The 17,315-nt window shown below is 72.7% G+C and carries 15 protein-coding genes; 10 read left to right on the plus strand and 5 right to left on the minus strand.

Annotated elements, in window-relative coordinates; translation table 11 throughout:
* The first annotated feature begins 3 nt into the window (after window positions 1–3).
* From ddaH to IE250_RS19210, 3 genes are read left to right on the plus strand one after another with little or no spacing between them, the layout of a single operon-like run.
* Window positions 4–801, plus strand: coding sequence for a dimethylargininase (ddaH, locus tag IE250_RS19200; protein ID WP_189670907.1), 798 nt, complete (start codon window positions 4–6; stop codon window positions 799–801).
* Between the two features lie 42 nt (window positions 802–843).
* A complete protein-coding gene (locus IE250_RS19205; RefSeq protein ID WP_373301718.1) occupies window positions 844–2,763 on the plus strand; it encodes an ABC transporter ATP-binding protein in 1,920 nt (639 codons plus the stop codon).
* Window positions 2,760–4,619 (plus strand): ABC transporter ATP-binding protein, encoded by a 1,860-nt coding sequence (locus tag IE250_RS19210; RefSeq protein WP_189670908.1) that lies wholly within the window; start codon window positions 2,760–2,762, stop codon window positions 4,617–4,619. The genes IE250_RS19205 and IE250_RS19210 overlap by 4 nt, the downstream gene beginning before the upstream one ends.
* Window positions 4,620–4,625: 6 nt before the next feature.
* On the opposite strand, the gene pdxR is transcribed toward IE250_RS19210, so the two are convergent.
* Window positions 4,626–5,972, minus strand: coding sequence for a MocR-like pyridoxine biosynthesis transcription factor PdxR (pdxR, locus tag IE250_RS19215; RefSeq protein ID WP_189670909.1), 1,347 nt, complete (start codon window positions 5,970–5,972; stop codon window positions 4,626–4,628).
* 193 nt (window positions 5,973–6,165) lie between these two features.
* Between pdxR and IE250_RS19220 the strand changes: the two genes are divergently transcribed.
* Complete coding sequence (locus tag IE250_RS19220; protein WP_189670910.1) at window positions 6,166–6,846, plus strand: pyridoxamine 5'-phosphate oxidase family protein; 681 nt, start codon at window positions 6,166–6,168, stop codon at window positions 6,844–6,846.
* Window positions 6,847–6,876: 30 nt separating this feature from the next.
* Here IE250_RS19220 and IE250_RS19225 read toward each other — a convergent pair whose 3' ends face one another.
* Complete coding sequence (locus IE250_RS19225; RefSeq protein ID WP_189670911.1) at window positions 6,877–8,727, minus strand: HNH endonuclease; 1,851 nt, start codon at window positions 8,725–8,727, stop codon at window positions 6,877–6,879.
* 433 nt (window positions 8,728–9,160) lie between these two features.
* On the opposite strand from IE250_RS19225, the gene IE250_RS19230 reads away from it, so the two are divergent.
* On the plus strand, window positions 9,161–10,063 hold the full coding sequence (locus tag IE250_RS19230; protein WP_189670912.1) for a DMT family transporter: 903 nt from the start codon (window positions 9,161–9,163) through the stop codon (window positions 10,061–10,063).
* Window positions 10,064–10,091: 28 nt separating this feature from the next.
* Here the strand turns inward: IE250_RS19230 and IE250_RS19235 are convergent, their stop codons facing one another.
* Window positions 10,092–11,123 carry a hypothetical protein gene (locus IE250_RS19235; RefSeq protein WP_189670913.1) on the minus strand — a complete coding sequence of 344 codons (1,032 nt, stop codon included), beginning with the start codon at window positions 11,121–11,123 and terminating at the stop codon, window positions 10,092–10,094.
* Between the two features lie 131 nt (window positions 11,124–11,254).
* On the opposite strand from IE250_RS19235, the gene IE250_RS19240 reads away from it, so the two are divergent.
* Entirely contained in the window at window positions 11,255–12,103 is an 849-nt protein-coding gene (locus IE250_RS19240) for a class I SAM-dependent methyltransferase (protein WP_189670914.1), read from the plus strand.
* The gene (locus tag IE250_RS19245) at window positions 12,100–12,669 is read left to right on the plus strand and encodes a DinB family protein (RefSeq protein WP_308434170.1); all 570 of its coding nucleotides are present in this window, start codon (window positions 12,100–12,102) and stop codon (window positions 12,667–12,669) included. The genes IE250_RS19240 and IE250_RS19245 overlap by 4 nt, the downstream gene beginning before the upstream one ends.
* A gap of 21 nt (window positions 12,670–12,690) precedes the next feature.
* Here the strand turns inward: IE250_RS19245 and IE250_RS19250 are convergent, their stop codons facing one another.
* On the minus strand, window positions 12,691–13,149 hold the full coding sequence (locus tag IE250_RS19250; RefSeq protein WP_189670915.1) for a hypothetical protein: 459 nt from the start codon (window positions 13,147–13,149) through the stop codon (window positions 12,691–12,693).
* A 49-nt stretch (window positions 13,150–13,198) separates the two neighbouring features.
* Window positions 13,199–14,119, minus strand: coding sequence for a LysR family transcriptional regulator (locus IE250_RS19255; protein WP_189670916.1), 921 nt, complete (start codon window positions 14,117–14,119; stop codon window positions 13,199–13,201).
* A gap of 95 nt (window positions 14,120–14,214) precedes the next feature.
* Between IE250_RS19255 and IE250_RS19260 the strand changes: the two genes are divergently transcribed.
* From IE250_RS19260 to IE250_RS19270, 3 genes are read left to right on the plus strand one after another with little or no spacing between them, the layout of a single operon-like run.
* Window positions 14,215–15,213, plus strand: a complete 999-nt coding sequence (locus IE250_RS19260) for a threonine ammonia-lyase (RefSeq protein WP_189670917.1) — start codon at window positions 14,215–14,217, stop codon at window positions 15,211–15,213.
* 52 nt (window positions 15,214–15,265) lie between these two features.
* Window positions 15,266–15,886, plus strand: coding sequence for an L-threonylcarbamoyladenylate synthase (locus IE250_RS19265; protein ID WP_189670918.1), 621 nt, complete (start codon window positions 15,266–15,268; stop codon window positions 15,884–15,886).
* Window positions 15,887–15,895: 9 nt separating this feature from the next.
* Window positions 15,896–17,311, plus strand: coding sequence for a UTP--glucose-1-phosphate uridylyltransferase (locus IE250_RS19270; protein WP_189670919.1), 1,416 nt, complete (start codon window positions 15,896–15,898; stop codon window positions 17,309–17,311).
* Window positions 17,312–17,315 lie beyond the last annotated feature (4 nt).

The following is a 17,315-nucleotide window of genomic DNA, read 5'->3' on the forward strand; positions in this document are numbered from 1 at the left end:
TGCATGGCTATCGCATCCGCTTCGCCGGCCGGCGCGCCGGCGCACCGCACCCTGCTCGTCCGGCCGCCGTCGTCCGCCCTGGCCGACGGCGAGCTGACGCACCTCGAACGCGTCCCCGTCGACGCGGACCTGGCCGTCCAGCAGTGGAACAGGTACGTGGACGTGTTCCGCGGCCTGGGCTGGGACGTGCGGGAGCTGCCGGCGGCCGACAGCCACCCCGACGGCGTGTTCGTCGAGGACACGGTGGTCATCTTCGACGGCCTCGCCGTCCTGACCAGGCCCGGCGCCCTGTCCCGGCGCGGCGAGGTCGAGTCGATGCGGCCGGCCGCCGAGGCGACCGGGCGCGAGGTCGTGGAGATCACCAGCCCCGGCACGCTCGAGGGCGGCGACATCCTCAAGGTGGGCCGCACCGTCTACGTCGGGCGCACGGCGCGCACGAACGCCGAGGGCGCGGCCCAGCTCCGGTCGCTGCTCGAACCGCGCGGATGGCGTGTGGTGGAGGTGCCCGTCACCAGGGCGCTGCACCTGAAGTCCGCGGTCACCGCCCTGCCCGACGGCACGGTCATCGGGTACGAGCCAACCGTCGACGACGTCACCCGCTTCGACGCGTTCCTGCCGGTCCCGGAGGCGGAGGGCACCGCCGTCGTCGTCCTGGACGAGACCACGGTGCTGCTGTCCGACGCCGCGCCGGCCACCGCCGAGCTGCTGCGCGGCCGCGGGCTGACGGTGCTCACCACGCCGGTGACCGAGTTCGAGAAGCTAGAGGGCTGTGTGACCTGCCTGTCGGTGCGCGTGCGTTGAACGGGTGCTTACCCAAACTAACAACTTGCACCACGCGGGACAATGAGTGCGATGCCTCCAACAGACGAAAGCTCGAATCGATCCGACCCTTCTTCTGAGCGCAGCACCTTCGCGTCCGTCCGCCGCCTCTACCCCTATGTCCGCGCCGCCCTGCCCCGCCTCATCGGCGGGCTCGTCGCGTCGCTCGGCGCCAGCCTCATGGCGCTCGCCATCCCGCGCGTCCTGCAGTGGGTCACCGACGGTCCGCTCACCGCGGGCGCGCGCGAGCACGACTGGTCCGGGCTGATCTGGTCCGTCGTCCTCGTCGCGCTGCTCGGCGCGGGGGAGGCCGGCCTGATCCTCCTGCGCCGCACCCTCGTGATGTTCCCCGGCACTCGCGTCGAGGCCGTCATGCGGATGGCGCTGTTCCGGCACCTGCAGGACCTGCCGATCGCGTTCCACGACCGCTGGCCCGGCGGGCAGCTGCTCAGCCGCATCATGGGCGACCTCGGCCTGCTGCGCCGCTGGCTCGTGTTCGGCATCCTGCAGCTCGTGGTCAGCTTCGTGACCATCGTCGTCGGCGTCGGCCTGCTCGTGGTCACCGGCGGCTGGCTCGGGATCATCTTCCTGTGCGGCGCGATCCCGGTGACCGTCCTGGCGTTCCGGTTCTCCCGCAAGTACCGCAAGATCTCCCGCCTGTCCCAGGACCAGTCGGGTGACCTCGCCACGACGGTCGAGGAGTCGGTGCACGGCATCCGCGTGCTCAAGGCGTTCGGCCGCGGCTCGGACGCGCTGGACCAGTTCACCGACCAGGCAGAGGAGCTCCGGGAGACCGAGATCCGCAAGGCCACCACGGACGCCGGCCTGACCACCGCCCTGCGCGTCATCCCCGAGGTCACACAGGCGGTGGCGCTCGTGGTCGGTACGTATCTGGTCGCGTCCGGCGACATGACGCTCGGCGCCCTGGTCGCGTTCTTCACGACGACCGCCGTCATCAACGGCCCGGTCGTGGACCTCGGCATGACCCTGTCGATGACGCTCAACGCGCGCACCGCCGTCGACCGGTTCTTCGAGGTCATCGAGACCGTCAACCCCCTGACCGACCCGGACGTGCCGGCCGACCTGCCGGCCGTCACCCCTGGTCAGGGTGGCCACGTCGCCTTCCGCAACGTCACCTTCCAGCACGACGACGCCGCGCGTCCCGTGCTCGACCGCGTCGACCTGGAGCTGCCGCCCGGCACCACTACCGCCCTGGTCGGCCTGACGGGCTCCGGGAAGTCCACGCTCGCGATGCTCCCGCCCCGGCTGTTCGACGTCACCGCGGGCGTCGTCGAGGTGGACGGCGTCGACGTGCGCGACATGACGCGCGCCCAGGTGCGCGAGCGGGTCGCCGTCGCCTTCGAGGACCCGACGCTGTTCTCCGCGTCCGTGCGCGACAACGTGCTGCTCGGCGTCGCCGACACGGTGCCGGAGGCGGAGCGCGAGGCGCTCCTGAACCAGGCCCTCGAGGTCGCCCAGGCGCACTTCGTCGCCGACCTGCCCGACGGCGTCGACACCCGCATCGGCGAGGAGGGCCTGTCCCTGTCCGGCGGCCAGCGGCAGCGCCTCGCCCTGGCCCGCGCCATCGCCGCCCGGCCGCGCGTGCTCGTGCTCGACGACCCGCTGTCCGCGCTCGACGTCACCACCGAGGAGGCCGTCACGGCCCGCCTGCGGGACGTGCTCGTGGCCACGACCAGCCTGATCATCGCGCACCGGCCGTCGACGGTGGCCCTCGCGGACCGCGTGGCGGTGCTCCAGGGCGGGCGGATCACCGCCGTCGGCACGCACCAGGAGCTGCTCGCAAGGGATCCGCACTACCGGTACATCATCTCGAGCCTCGAAGAGGACTACGAGACGCACGACCACGACCGCTCCGCCGCCCCGGACGCTGACGCGGAGAGCCACTCACAAAGCCACTCGCAGAGCCAGGAGGCGCTGTCATGACGGCAACCACTGAGCCCACCACCGGGCCGGCCGGCCGCCGTCGGCCCACCAACGCCGCCGCGGACGACGAGACGAGCCTCGGCAAGGAGGCCTCGCGCAGCGTCCGACGCCGGTCCATGCACCTGCTGGGCGACCTGCTGCGCTCGCACAAGAAGGCCCTGGTCTGGGCCGCGGTGCTCGTCGTGGCGTCCACGCTCGGCCAGGTGGCGGGGCCGTGGCTCGTGGCCGAGGCGATCGACGAGGCGGTGCCCGCCCTGCGCGACGGGTCGGTCACGCCGCTCGTGCTCACCGGCGCCGGGTACCTCGTGGCGGCCGTGCTCGGCGGGGTCGCGGCGGGTGCCTACGTGCGGGCCGCCGCCCGGATCGCCCAGGCCGTGCTCCTGGACCTGCGCCGCCGGGTGTTCCGCCAGACCCAGCGGCTGTCGCTGGAGTTCCACGAGTCGTACACGTCGGGCCGAATCATCTCCCGGCAGACCTCCGACCTGGAGGCGCTGCGCGAGCTGCTCGACGGCGGCCTGACCGGCGTCGTCTCCTCGCTGCTGCTGATGCTGTTCACGTTCGTGAGCCTGCTGCTCATCGACTGGCGGTCCGGCCTGGTGCTCGCCGTGGCGTTCGTCCCGGCGTGGCTGCTCACCCGCTGGTTCCAGCGCATGTCGCAGCTGTTCTACCGGGAGCAGCGGACGGCGTCGGCCCGGCTGATCGTGAAGTTCGTCGAGACCATGACGGGCATGCGGGCCGTGCAGGCATTCCGCCGCGAGCCCACCACCGAGGCCGACTACCGCAAGCTCGGCGAGGACTACCGCGACGCCAACCTGCAGATCTTCGGCGTCAACGGCCGGTTCCAGCCGGGCCTCATCCTGATCGGCAACATGACCGTCGTGGCGGCCCTCGCGATCGGCGGCTGGCGCGTGCTGGACGGGACGCTGGCCGTCGGCGTGCTGGCGGCCGTGCTGCTGTACTGCAAGCGGTTCTTCCAGCCGGTGCAGCAGCTGGGCATGTTCTACAACTCGTTCCAGTCGGCCACCGCGGCGCTGGAGAAGGTGTCGGGCCTGCTGTCCGAGGAGCCGACCGTCACCGAGCCCGCCCACCCGACGCCGCTGCCCCTGGCCGACGGCCGGGCCCGGGGCGAGCTGCGGCTGGACCACGTGCGGTTCCGGTACGGCGACGGGCCCGTGGTGCTGCCCGACCTGGACCTCACTATCCCCGCCGGGCAGACCGTCGCGGTGGTCGGCACCACCGGCGCGGGCAAGTCGACGGTGGCCAAGCTCGTGACGCGGTTCTACGACGCGACGGAGGGCGCCGTGCGCCTGGACGGGGTCGACGTGCGGGACCTGGCCTCGACCGACCTGCGGCGCGCCGTCGTCATGGTCACACAGGAAGCCTATTTGTTCAGCGGGTCCGTGCGCGAGAACATTGCGCTCGGTCGCCCCGACGCCACCCAGGCGGAGATCGAGGCGGCGGCCCGCGCGGTGGGCGCGCACGCGTTCGTGCTCGACATGCCCGACGGCTACGACACCGACGTGAACAAGCGCGGCGGGCGCGTGTCCGCCGGCCAGCGGCAGCTGCTGTCGTTCGCCCGGGCCTTCCTCGCCGACCCGGCGGTGCTGGTGCTCGACGAGGCGACGTCCTCGCTGGACATGCCCGGCGAGCGGCTGGTGCAGCGTGGGTTGCAGACCCTGCTGTCGGACCGCACGGCGATCATCATCGCCCACCGCCTGTCCACGGTGGCGATCGCCGACCGGGTGCTCGTCATGGAGCACGGGCGGATCGTCGAGGACGGCACGCCCGCCGAGCTGATCGCGGGGAACGGCAGGTACGCCCGGCTGCACCAGGCCTGGCGGGACTCGCTGGTCTGAGTCGGCTCAGCGGTCACGCGTCGACCCGGGACCGCACAGGCCGTCGGCGATCGCCGACAGCGCACGGTCGAGCTCGGTGTCGGTCACGCCGCCGAAGCCGAGCACGACGCCGGTCAGGTTCGCGCTGCGGCAGTACTCGGCCAGGAGTGGGAGGTCGAAGCCGGCGGCCCTTGCGGCTGCTTTCGCCGCGAGGGCCCTGGCCGGATCGGTGAGCCAGGTCGAGTACATCCCGGCCAGCGGACCGGCGAGCTCGGCGTGCGGCCCCAGTGCGGCCGCGACGCGTGGTGCCCGGTCCGCGTAGACGCGTCGGGCGGTGCGCACCACCTTGTCGACCCAGCCGTCGCGCAGCAGGGTCAGCAGGGCGCGCTGGCTGGGCCAGGGTGGCGTGTCGTGCGTGACCGTGCGGCGTCGGACGAGGCTCTCGTGGACCTCCGGCGGCGCGACGAGCCAGCCGAGCCGCAGGCTCGGGCTGACCGACTTCGACGCGGTGCCGAGGTAGGCCACCCGCGACCGGTCGAGCGCCGCGAGGGCGGGCACGGGGGTGACGTCGTACCGGAACTCGGAGTCGTAGTCGTCCTCCACCACCACGGCGCCCGCGGCGCGGGCGGCCGCGAGCAGCGCGAGCCGGTCCGCGGCAGGCATGACCCTGCCCAGCGGGTGCTGGTGCGCGGGGGTGACGTAGGCGGCGGCGCACCCCGCGAGGTCTGTGACGGGGGCCAGCGCCGGATGGTCGACGACGGCGCGGCCCGACGCCCGGACCATCTCCACGGCGGCGCGGTACCCCGGGTCCTCGACGAGGACGGACCCGGGACCGAGCCCGCCCAGGAGCTGCCGCAGACCGTCCGTGCTGCCGGCCGTCACGAGGATCTCGTCGGGCTCCACGGTCAGGCCGCGGGTGCGTGCGAGGCGCTCGGCGAGTGCTTCGCGGAGCTCCGGGATGCCGCGCGGGTCGGGGTAACCCCGGGGCGGCCTCGCCGTGGAGGCCTCACGCCACGCGCGACGCCAGCCCGCGAGATGACGCGGGTCGATCCAGGGTGTGCCCGCGTCCAGGCGGATGTACTGGGGTGCGCGCGTCGCGGGCCGCGGCGGGGGAGCCTGCACGGGGAGCGCCTCGCCGGACGCCACGAACGTGCCCGAACCGCGCCGTGTCTGCACCCAGGCCTCGGCCAAGAGCTGGTCGTAAGCCTGCTCGACGACGGCGCGCGCCACTCCGAGGTCGGCCGCCAGGGCGCGGCTGGAGGGCAGGCGGTCGCCGGTGGTGAGCGTTCCGTCGGTCACGAGCGCGCGGACGGCGGCCGCAAGCTGGGCCGGGAGCGGCTCGGCGCGGGTGCGGTCGAGGCGGACGGGGAGCATCACGTTCCTTCCGAACTGGGGCAAGTGCGGGGTCGGGGCGCTGGATGACAGATTCGGGTGGCTGACCCGTGGCTGATTCGGTGGCTGTCAGGTGCCTGATTGAGTGGTCCGTCAGGTGGCTGCACGAGTGGCCTGTTCGAATGACGGCGAACTGGCCCGTGTTCATGAGCCACTCTCGGGGCAGGCTAGCCGCATGACGACGCAGCCCCTCTCACCCACCACGCGCACGACCCCGACCCGTGGCCGGAACCGCCAGGTCGACGACCGGCGTCGGCTCATGGCGCTGCTCTCCGACGCGTTGGTGGCGCACCTGGGCGTCGTGGTCGGGGCGCATCCGGTGGTCCTGCCGGTCGCCTTCGGCGTGGACGCCGCCGGGCCGGACGACGGCGGCACGCTGTACCTGCACGGGTCGGTCGCCGCGGGCTGGCTCGCGCCGGCTCTGGAGCAGGACGTGTGCGTGACCGTGACGGAGCTGGACGGCCTGGTCCTGGCGCGGACGGGCTTCCATCACTCGATGAACTACCGGTCGGCGGTGGTGATCGGACGACCGCGTCGGGTGACCGACCTCGAGGAACGACGCCGGGCGCTCGACCTGGTCGTTGACCACATGGTGCCCGGGCGGGCAGCGATGCTCGGCCCCGCGACGCGGAAGGAGCTGGCGGCGACCGCCGTGATCGCGCTCCCGCTGGCCGAGGCGTCGATGAAGCAGCGCGAGGGCGGTGCCACGCTCGAGCCCGGCGATCTGGAGCTGACCGGCTGGGCCGGGCACGTGCCGGTGCGCCGCGTGGCATCGGCACCCGTCACGGAGGACTACGTGTCCGAACCGGTGCCCGACGCGGTGCTGCGGCGCGTGGCGGAGCTCGGGCGGGGGTGAGGGGCGGGTCGAGGGGGCTCCAGGCTCGCCTCAGAACGGTGGTTCGTCGGGGGAACGTCGGAACTGCCGTCCGGTGGTCGGCGGTTCGGTGCTGTGGTTCCTGGCCGGCCGGCGTGTGCTGCTCGGGTCTTTGGCTACGTGGTCTGGAGTGACGGGCCGGTCGCCGGGCGGAAGTTGTCCGAGGCGTGCTCGGGTGTCCTCGGTGAGGCTGGTGATGTCGTTGCTGGTATGCGCCGATCTGCTGTGCCCGGTGTCGGGGCGTTCGGCAGCTGGGTTGGTGGTTCCGATCTGGGTGCCGGGTCGGGTGTAGGCGTGTCCGGTGGGCGCGGTCCAGGTCGTGATCCCGGTGTCGGGGTCGCGGACGGGGGTCCAGCCGTGGTGGGTCTTGGCGAGGTGGTGGGCGCGGCACAGCGGCTGGAGGTTCTGGGCGCGGGTCTGCCCTGGACCGCCCGTTGATTTGTCGGAGGGCTCGGCGCCGTGGTCGTAGGGGGTGATGTGGTCCAGGTCGGCCCAGTGGGCGGGGCGGTCGCACTGCAGAAAGCAGCAGGTCTGGTCGCGGGCGGTGACCGCCTGGCGCAGGATCTTCCCGGGCTGGTAGGCGGTGGTTGAGTAGTCGGTCAGGATCCCGGTCAGCGGGTCGGTGATCAGGCGCTGCCAGGTCGCGTCGGTCGCGAGCAGTGCCGCGGTATCGGCGGGGATCGGGCCGTACCCGTCCAGGTGTCCAGGGGTGTTGTCCAGACCCAGCAGCATGCTGGCCGGGACGGTGATGCGGATCTGCGGCTTGACCGGGATTATCCGCACAGCCGCGCCGCCACAGGTGCAGCCGCCGCAGGTGCAGCCCGTGGCCGGGACCGTGGTCCGCGGCAGCTGGGGCGCGTCCACGCCCTCGGTGCTGCCCGACGGCTCGGCGCTGCCCTCGTTGCTCCGCGGCGCGCATTCGGGCTGAGGGGGAACGACGATGCGGCCGGTCGCGAGCGCGACGAGGGCGTCGGCGCGGGCCTGGGCCAGAGTGCGAGTCGCGCCGGAGGCACGGCGCAGAGCGTGGGCGGCCTGCTCGACCGCGTCCCAGACGGCGGCGGCGTCGGCCGCGGGCAGGTGGGCGCTGAGCCAGGCCATGGTGTTGTCCGCCGGGTCCAGGAACACCGCCCGCCGGGTCATCGCGTGCTTGGTGGTCTCGGTGCTGCCCTTGAGGCGGGTGGCGAACGCATTCATCTTGTCCTGCAGCCACCGGCGGGTGTGCTCGGGTGCCTGCGGCAGGTAGAGCGTGATCGCCTCTTCGCGTTCTTCTGTGGTGAGGGGGTTGCCGGAGCGCAGCAGGATGTCCGCCTTGACGACGTCGATCACGCCCTCGTGCAGGGCGTTCATGACCTGAGGGTGCTCGGCCAGGCCCGCACCGCGGGCCATGTGCTTGTTCGCCTCGCCCTGCGGCACGCGCAGGCGGGCGCTGATCTCGGCGGCCGCGGCGTTGTGCTCCTCGGTCCAGCCGCGGCGCCGTCCGATCTCACCCAGGGCGCGCGACTGCATGGCCGTTGCCCAGGAGACGACTTCCTGCCACCTGGCCGCCACGTCCAGCAGGACCGCGTCGTCGGTGTCAGCGACCTCGACACGCGCCAGGACCTCGACCAGGCCCGCACCCACCGGCAGCCCGTCCAGGCTTCTCGTACCGACCAGACCGGTCGTGGCAGGGTGGCCGGGCCACGTGACCAGCGCCAGGGGAAGGGCACCCTTGTCATCCAGAGGCAGGACGCCCCAGCTCAGGACAGGTCCCGGTGCCGTTGTCGAGACGCTGAGGCGCGTCTGGGTAGCGTCCACGGCGGTCACGGCGCGCAGCGAGCGTTCCACGACGGTGAGCACGCCGGAGCCCTCGCTGACCTCGCTCATGCTCGCATCCATGGCACCTCCCTTCAACGCCAGAGTGTGATCAAGAATCACCTGTACATCGAATATATGTGCGATTGGGTGGCTCCGCATCCTCAGATCCAAAGCTGTGGACAACCCGATGGTCCGTTCCGCAGCACCCAGTCACCAGTACCAGGTCCAGTGCGGCCGGCTGTTCCGGGCTGCCAGCCGGACCGCAACGCCGCCGTCGACAGACCGCCCCACCGACACTCCCGCCGCCGCTGCTAGCATCCGGACCGTGACTCCCATCTGCTCCGTCCTGCCGCCCCCGGTCATCTGACCGGAGCGGCACTGCGACCGGCCCGCACGGGCCGGCGACGAGGCGTGCTCCGCGACGACTCCCTGTCCACGGAAGCCATCCGGTAGTCAACCGGAAGAACAGGCCGGAACCTGCTGGAACCGGCCAGGAGCACACATGCCATCCACTCGAATCGGGCTACTTCTCGTATGCCTCGCCGGAGTCCTCTGGGGCACCGGCGGCCTCGCCCTGGAAGTCCTTCGCGGCCACTCGTCGATGTCCGTCCTCACGGTCAGCGCCTACCGCATGCTCATCGCCGCCGTCGCGCTGGTCGCGGCGTCGCTCGTCCTGCGGCGCGGGCCGCAGCTCGTGGCCCTGGTGCGGGCGCACCCGGCACGCGCCATCGTCGTCGGGCTGGGGACGGGCGCCTACCAGGCGCTCTACTTCGGGTCCGTGGCCACCGCGGGCGTCACCGTCGCCACGGTCGTCAGCCTGGGCCTGGCGCCGGTCCTCCTCGCGGTCGTGGACCTGGTCCGCGCCCGACGGCGCACGGCCCGCCCCCGCAGCACCCTGCGCCTGGCGCTGGTCGTGACCGCCGCGCTCTCCGGTCTTGTGCTGGTGAGCGCGGCGTCAGGGGCGAACGCCGTCGGCGGGCAGCCGGTGCTCGGTCTGGTGCTCGCCGTCGCGTCGGGTTCGGTCTACGCGGCCACCACGGGGCTGGGCAGCACCCTGCTGGCGTCGGAGGCCGTCGACCCGCTCGCCCTGACCACCGTCGCGACGACGGCGGGCGCCGTCGGCCTGGTCCCGGTCGCTCTGGCCGGCGGCGGGCCGTACGTCACGACGGACCCGACGACGCTCGGCACGCTCGCCTACCTCGGGCTGTTCACGATGGCCCTCGCCTACGGGCTCTTCTACGCGGGCCTGCGGACCACCCGCAGCGGGGCGGCGGTGGTCGCGACCCTGCTGGAGCCGGTGACGGCGGCGGTCGCCGCGGCCGTCGTGCTGGGGGAGCGTCTGGGGCCGGCGGGGATCGTCGGCTCAGTGCTGATCCTGGCCGCGGTGGCAGGCCTGGACGAGTAGCGCGGGACGCAGGGCGCGTGGCGGAGCCTCAGGCGTACGACCAGCGTCCGTCCTGGCGCGGCTTCGGCTGTACCGGGGCGGGCGCGTCGTAGCCGACGGCGGCCACCTGGCCGGTGTTGTACTGGTCGGCGATGTACTGGCTGAACTGGCCCGAGTCGATGGTGTGCGAGCTGTCCAGATAGTCATAGCCGCCGTGGCCACCCTGCGCGCCGTAGGCGGTGGCGGCTGGGGCCTGCGGGGCGGCTGCCGGAGCGGCGGCATGCGCCCCTGCGGAGGCGGGTGTCGTGTAGGAGGCCGGGGCCGTGTACCCGGCGGGTGCGCCGGCGTAGGTGCCGGAGTTGTAGCCCTGCTGCCCGGACCCGTAGTCCAGCTCGGACCCGGCCGCGTACTGGGTCTCGTAGGCGGGCTCGGAGGCCGGCTGGTACGACGGGTAGGCGCCGGTGTTCACCTGCTGCGTCGGCTCCCACGGGTCGGCCTGCGGGTTCGACGCGTCGAACGCCGGAGCGGCGGCAAGCCTCTGCGCGGCCTGGCTCTGAGCGGCCTGGTGAGCGGCCTGGTTCTGCGCGGCGGCATTCTGGGCCGCGGCGAACTTCTGCGCTGCGAACAGGGCCGACGCGCCGGCGTCGGGCTGCACGCCGTTGAGCTCGCCGTGGATGCGCCCGGCGAGGTTCGCGGCGATGGCGAAGCGCAGCGGCGCGAGGGAGGCCACCGACATGGTGCCGGTCACCGCGGGCGGCGGCAGGAACGCGAAGACCTCGTCTTCCCCGAGGCGCAGGCCCTGGTCGAGCGCGGCGTTCAGGGTCTCCTCGAGGAGGTACTCGGCGCGTCCCTCGTCGCCCTCCAGGTCGGCGAACATGTCGTCCATCGAGCTCCAGCGACGTTCGAGCGTGCCCTCGACCGTATCGAGGAACCACCACCCGTCGACGGACTCGAGGAACATGTCGCCGAAGCAGGACGCGAAGCGTGGGATCTTGTCACCCGTGCCGATCCACGACCAGGACGACAGCGCGAACTCGTAGGCGTCAGGTGTGAATTCTCGGATCAGGTGCACCTTGCGCATGTTGCCATGCTCACACTCCGAGCAAAAGAGGCCTCCTGGACACGTAACGATTCGGTTGGGGTGAAACGCCAAAGTGTTTTCCTGATGGAAACACGTGGCGGCCCGACGCCGGGCGTCGTTACGGTCTCGCCATGGAGAGCGGCGGGCAGGGCATCGGCAGCAGCACCGACCAGCGCACGGTCGACGACCGGATCCAGGAGTACTACTCCGGGCAGAGCGGCTGGGACGAGAACGCCCGCCTCACGGCCGCCTCCGCGCAGGGCCCGCTGGAGCACACCAGGACCCAGGAGCTGGTCCGGCAGCGGCTCGCGCCGGGCGCACGGGTGCTCGACGTCGGCGGTGCCACAGGGGTGCATGCCGCGCCGCTGGCGGCGGACGGCTACGACGTCCTGCTGGTGGACCCGGTCGCCGCGCAGGTCGCCCGCGCCGCCGAGCACGGCACCTTCGAGGCACGCGTCGGGGACGCCCGAGACCTGTCCGGGCCGGGCCTGGGCCTGGGCGACGACGAGTTCGACGCCGTGCTGCTCCTCGGCCCGCTCTACCACCTCGCGACCCGCGGGGACCGCCTCCAGGCCCTGCGCGAGGCGGTGCGCGTGACCCGCCCGGGCGGCACGGTGGTCGCCGCGGGCATCACCCGGCTCGCCGCGCTGGTCGGCGGCGGCTACGAGCTGTTCGCGCCGCCTGCCTGGCGGGCGATCCTCGAACGCGGCGAGGCCCCGGCCGACATTCCCTTCCCGGCGGCGCACTTCCACGATGCCGCCGAGCTCGCCGCCGAGGCGACGGAGGCGGGGCTGGCCGGCGTCGTCGTGCACGGCATCGAGGGTCCGGCCGGCGGGGCGCTGGAGCGGGTGGCGCTCAGTGCCCCGGAGGCACCCGCGCTGATCGGCGCCGCGCTCACGCTCGCCCGCGCCCTGTCGACCACGCCGGGCGTGCCGGACATGAGCCAGCACATCGTCGCGATCGGTACTGTCGCGCTGTGACCTCAGCATCCGGCCCGATGGCCGACCCCATCCCCAGGACCGACCCGCCGATCGTCGCCGACGAGGTGACGACGCTGCGGTCGTTCATCAACTTCTACCGCGCCACGATCCGCCGGCAGTGCGACGGCCTGACGGTGGAGCAGCTGCGCACGCCGCACCCGCCGTCGACCATGACTCTGGCCGGGATGCTCAAGCACCTGGCGTACGTCGAGGACGTCTGGTTCAACGTGCGGCTGGCCGGCAACGAGCCCGCCCCGCCCTGGGACACGGTGGACTGGGCGGCCGACAGCGACTGGGACTGGAACAGCGCCCTGGACGACACGCCGGAGCAGCTCACGGCCCTGTTCGACGACGCCGTCGCCGCCTCCGAGCGGATTCTCGACCGGGCGCTGGACCAGGTGCCGGTGAGCGGAGCGGGCGTCCTGGACCAGACCACCGTGCGCCCCGGGCGCTCGGGGCTCATCTCCCTGCGGTGGATCCTGGTGCACATGGTCGAGGAGTACTCCCGGCACGCGGGTCACGCGGACCTGTTCCGCGAGGCCGTGGACGGCGCGACCGACCTCTGATCACGGGCACGGCGCTCCGGGTCAGAGCAGGAACCACGCGTAGTCGGCGGCCTCGAGCACTATCCAGAACCGGAAGAACCGGCCGACGAGGCCCGTGCTCAGGAACAGCCACATCCGGACGCGCAGCACGCCCGCGACCACGGACATCACCATGAACGGCGGGATCCCGGCGAACGCCGAGGCGAGCAGCACGGCGCCCGTATAGACCGGGCGGCCCTCGGTGCGGTCGCGCCAGCGGGTCATCGCGGCGTCGACCTTGGGGGCCTCGAGCTTGCGGCGCAGCCAGGGCAGGCGGGTGGTCCCGGCGCCCGCCCAGTACCAGAGCAGCTTGCCGGCGATCTGGCCGGCGGCGGCCACGGCGGCCAGGAGCACGCTCGGGTAGGTCTCGTCGGCGGCGGCCACCGCCAGGTATGCCTCGAGCGCCATGAACGCCGCGACGGCGCCGCCCGCGGAGTAGAAGAAGGTGGACAGGAGGAGCATCAGCCCGCGTGTGCCCTCGGCTCGCGGGGCGCGGGAGGTGTGGCCGTGGTCACACGGTGACGCTAGCGCCTGCGGCGACGAGCTGACGAATCAGGGCCTCCGCGGGCGGTGCGGGCGGGCCGACGGTCAGGGCCATGACCCGCCGTAGCGCGCCGGGCAGGGGAGCGGTGGCGATCCCCGGGTGGCGGTGGGCAAGGAGGGTGAGCCCGGGCAGCAGGCTCACGCCCGCCCCGGCGGCGACCAGGGCCTGCACGGCCACGTAGTCGTCGGTCTCGAAGGCGATCCGTGGGGCGAAGCCGACGGCGGCGCAGCGGGCGACCATGTCCGCCCGACAGCGCTCGCAGCCGGCGATCCAGTCGGCGTCGTGCAGGGCCTTCAGGTCGGGGACGACGCCGGGGGCCGGCGCGGCATCGAGGTCCGCCGCGGTCACGAGGTTGACCGGCTCGTCGAGGATCGTGGTCGACTCGAAGCGGGACAGGTCGTCCATGGAGCGGGCGTGGCGCACGTCGATGTGCTCGAACACGAGCGCGACATCGACCGCCCCGGACTGCAGTGCCGCGACGGCGTCTGGCGGCTCGAACTCCACCAGGCCCACGGAGAGGCCGGGGTGCTCCTGCACCAGCCGGGCGACGGCGTCGGGCACGAGGGTGGCCAGCGCCGAGGGGAAGGCAGCGAGACGGGCCCGGCCCGCGCGCAGGCCCGCGAGCGCGTCGAGCTCGCGGCGGGCGCCCTCCACGCGGCCGAGGATCTCCTCGGCGCGGGTGGCGAGCAGGCGCCCGGCCTCGGTGAGGCGGACGCCGCGGCCGTGCCGCTGCAGCAGGGGGATCCCGGCGTCGGCTTCCAGGCGGGACAGGTGGTGGCTGACTGACGGCTGCGCGTAGTGCAGCTCCTTCGCTGCGGCCGTGACGGAGCCGGTACGGGCCACCGCCGCGAGGACCCGCAGCCGGGTGAGGTCGAGCTCTGCGGTCATGTCTCCAGGTTAACGCAGAAAGATAGGCGTGATCGATCGAAAATCAACGTAACAAGCATTGGACCTATGGGTCATGCGGGGGTCATGGTGGATTCATGAAGCTCGCGACCGCCCCGGCCGTGTCCACGGGAAACGCACCGCTCCCGACCATCGCCGACGTCCTCGCCGCGCAGTCGCGGCTGGAGGGCATAGTGGTCCGGACCCCGGTGGGCGTGTACCCGGACCTCGACCGGGCCGCCGACACCGGCGTCGTCGTCAAGCACGAGAACCAGCAGCGCACAGGTGCCTTCAAGGCCCGCGGCGCGAGCAACCTCCTGCTCTCCATGTCCGACGCCGAACGCGCCCGCGGCGTCATCGCCTACTCCACCGGCAACCACGCCCAGGGCGTCGCCTACGCCGCCCGCCTGACCGGGACCGCCTGCACCATCGTCATGCCCGACGACCCCAACCCCGTGAAGCTGCGCGCCGTGCTCGACCTGGGCGCCGAAGTCCTGCTGCACGGCGCCACCTTCGACGACGCCCGGGAGCACGCCACCGCCCTCGCCGAAGCCTCCGGCGCCCGCCTCGTGGGCGCGGCGAACGAGCCCGCCATCATCGCCGGCGTCGGCACCCTCTACCTCGAGATGCTCCAGCAGGCGCCCGGCCTCGACGTGCTCGTCGTACCCGTCGGCGGCGGGTCCGGCGCGGCAGCGGCCAGCCTCGTGGCGGCCGCCGTCTCGCCCCGCACCGAGGTCATCGGCGTCCAGTCCACCGCGTCGCCCGCCGCGCACGACTCCTGGCACACCGGGCTCCTCGTCGAACGCCAGAACACCACCCGCGCGGAGGGCCTCGCCGTCGGCTGCGGGTTCGAGGTCACCCAGGCGCTGATGCGCCGGCACCTCACCGACTTCGTGCTCGTCACCGACGACCAGATCACCGCCGCCCAGGAGCTGTACCTCACCGGCGCACACACCGTCGCAGAGGGAGCAGGGGCCGCGGCGCTCGCCGCCGTCCTGGCCTACCCCGAGCGGTTCGCCGGCCGCCGCGTCGGCGTCGTCTGCACCGGCGGGAACGCCAGCGCGGACGAGCTGCGCCGCGCCCTCGCGCGCGACTAGCCCGCGACCAGGCGCTGCGCACGGGACCGGGCGCCCGACTAGGCTCGGCCGCATGGCCCGCTACTTCGACGTCCACCCCGTTGACCCCCAGCCGCGCACCATCGGGCAGGTCGTCGCCATGCTGCGCGACGACGCCCTGGTCGCCTACCCGACGGACTCCTCCTACGCGCTGGGCTGCCGCATGGAGTACCACGACGGGGCCGACCGCATCCGCAGCATCCGGAAGCTCGACGACAAGCACCACTTCACGCTGGTGTGCTCGGACTTCGCCCAGCTCGGGCAGCTCGTGAAGCTCGACAACTCCGCGTTCCGCGCCATCAAGTCCGCCACGCCGGGGCCGTACACGTTCATCCTCCCCGCCACCGCCGACGTGCCCCGCAGGCTCGCGCACCCCAAGAAGAAGACCGTGGGCGTGCGCATCCCGAACTCCGTCGTCACGCAGGCCCTGCTGCGCGAGCTCGGCGAGCCTCTCCTGTCGTCCACCCTGATCCTGCCCGACCAGGCCGAGCCCATGACCGACGGCTGGACCATCAAGGAAGAGCTCGACCACGTGCTCGACGCCGTCGTCGACGGCGGGGACGCCGGGACCGAGCCGACCACCGTCGTCGACTGGTCCGAGGGTTATCCCCAGGTGGTCCGCGAAGGTGCGGGCGACCCGGCGCGCTTCGAATAACCTGTGCCCATGACGGACCCCACCGGGCTCGAGCAGGCCCGCACCAAGATGACCGAAGCAGGCGTGGCACCCGCCGCCATCGAGACGTTCACCCGCTTCTACCACCTGCTGGAGTCGGGCGAGACCGGCCTGATCCGCGAAGAGGACATCGACCCGCTCGTCGACATCCCGAACCGCGCCGAGCTGACCATCAGCGACGACGCCGCGTCCGCCGCCCTCGCCAGGACAGCGATGCTCAAGCTCAACGGCGGGCTCGGCACCTCCATGGGCATGGACCAGGCCAAGTCGCTGCTCCCCGTCCGGGTCTCGACGATCTCGACCACCGGCGAGACCGAGATGCTCACCTTCCTCGACATCATCGTCGGCCAGGTCCGCGCCGCCCGGCAGGCCACCGGAGCCCGCCTCCCGCTCCTGTTCATGAACTCGTTCCGCACCCGCGACGACTCGCTCGCCGCCCTCGAGCGGTACCCCGACATCGCCGTCGACGGCCTGCCCATCGACTTCCTGCAGAACCGCGAGCCCAAGCTTCTCGCAGACGACCTCACCCCCGTCACCTGGGACCGCGACCCCGACCTCGAATGGTGCCCGCCCGGACACGGCGACCTCTACCCGGCCCTGCACGCCTCCGGCGTCGTCGTCGCGCTCCTCGAAGCCGGCTTCCGGTACATGTGCGTCTCCAACTCCGACAACCTCGGCGCCACCCCCGACGCCACCATCGCCGGCTGGTTCGCCGCCTCCGGCGCCCCCTACGCCGCCGAGCTCTGCCGCAAGACACCCGCCGACGTCAAGGGCGGCCAGCTCGTCATCCGCAAGGCCGACGGCCGCATCGTCCAGCGCGAGACCGCGCAGACCCACCCCGACGACACCGCCGCATCCCTCGACGCCACCCGCCACCCCTTCTTCCACACCAACAACCTCTGGTTCGACCTCGAAGCGCTCGCGGCCGAGCTGGAGCGGACGTCCGGCGTGCTCGAGCTGCCGCTGATCCGCAACGACAAGACGGTGGACCCTGCCGACCCGTCGTCGCCGAAGGTGGTGCAGATCGAGTCCGCGATGGGCGCCGCCGTCGCCGTCTTCGAGGGCGCGACGGCGATCGAGGTCGAGCGGTCCCGGTTCCTGCCGGTGAAGACGACGAACGACCTGCTCGTGCTGCGCTCGGACGTCTACGCCCTGACGCCGGACTACCGGCTCGAGGCCCAGGCGCCCGCGCCCCTGGTGGACCTGGACAAGGACTACTACAAGCTGATCGACGGCTTCACCCGGCGGTTCGCCGCGGGCGCGCCGTCGCTGCGTGACGCCGACTCCCTGACGGTCCGCGGCGACTGGACCTTCGGGTCGGGCGTACGGGTCGAGGGCAAGGCGCAGCTTGCCGGCGAGGGCGGCACCGTGCCCGACGGTGCGACGGTCGGTTCCGAAGGGTTCTGAGGGC

Origin of the sequence: Promicromonospora soli (genome assembly GCF_014653785.1) — a bacterium.
Lineage (GTDB): Bacteria > Actinomycetota > Actinomycetes > Actinomycetales > Cellulomonadaceae > Promicromonospora > Promicromonospora soli.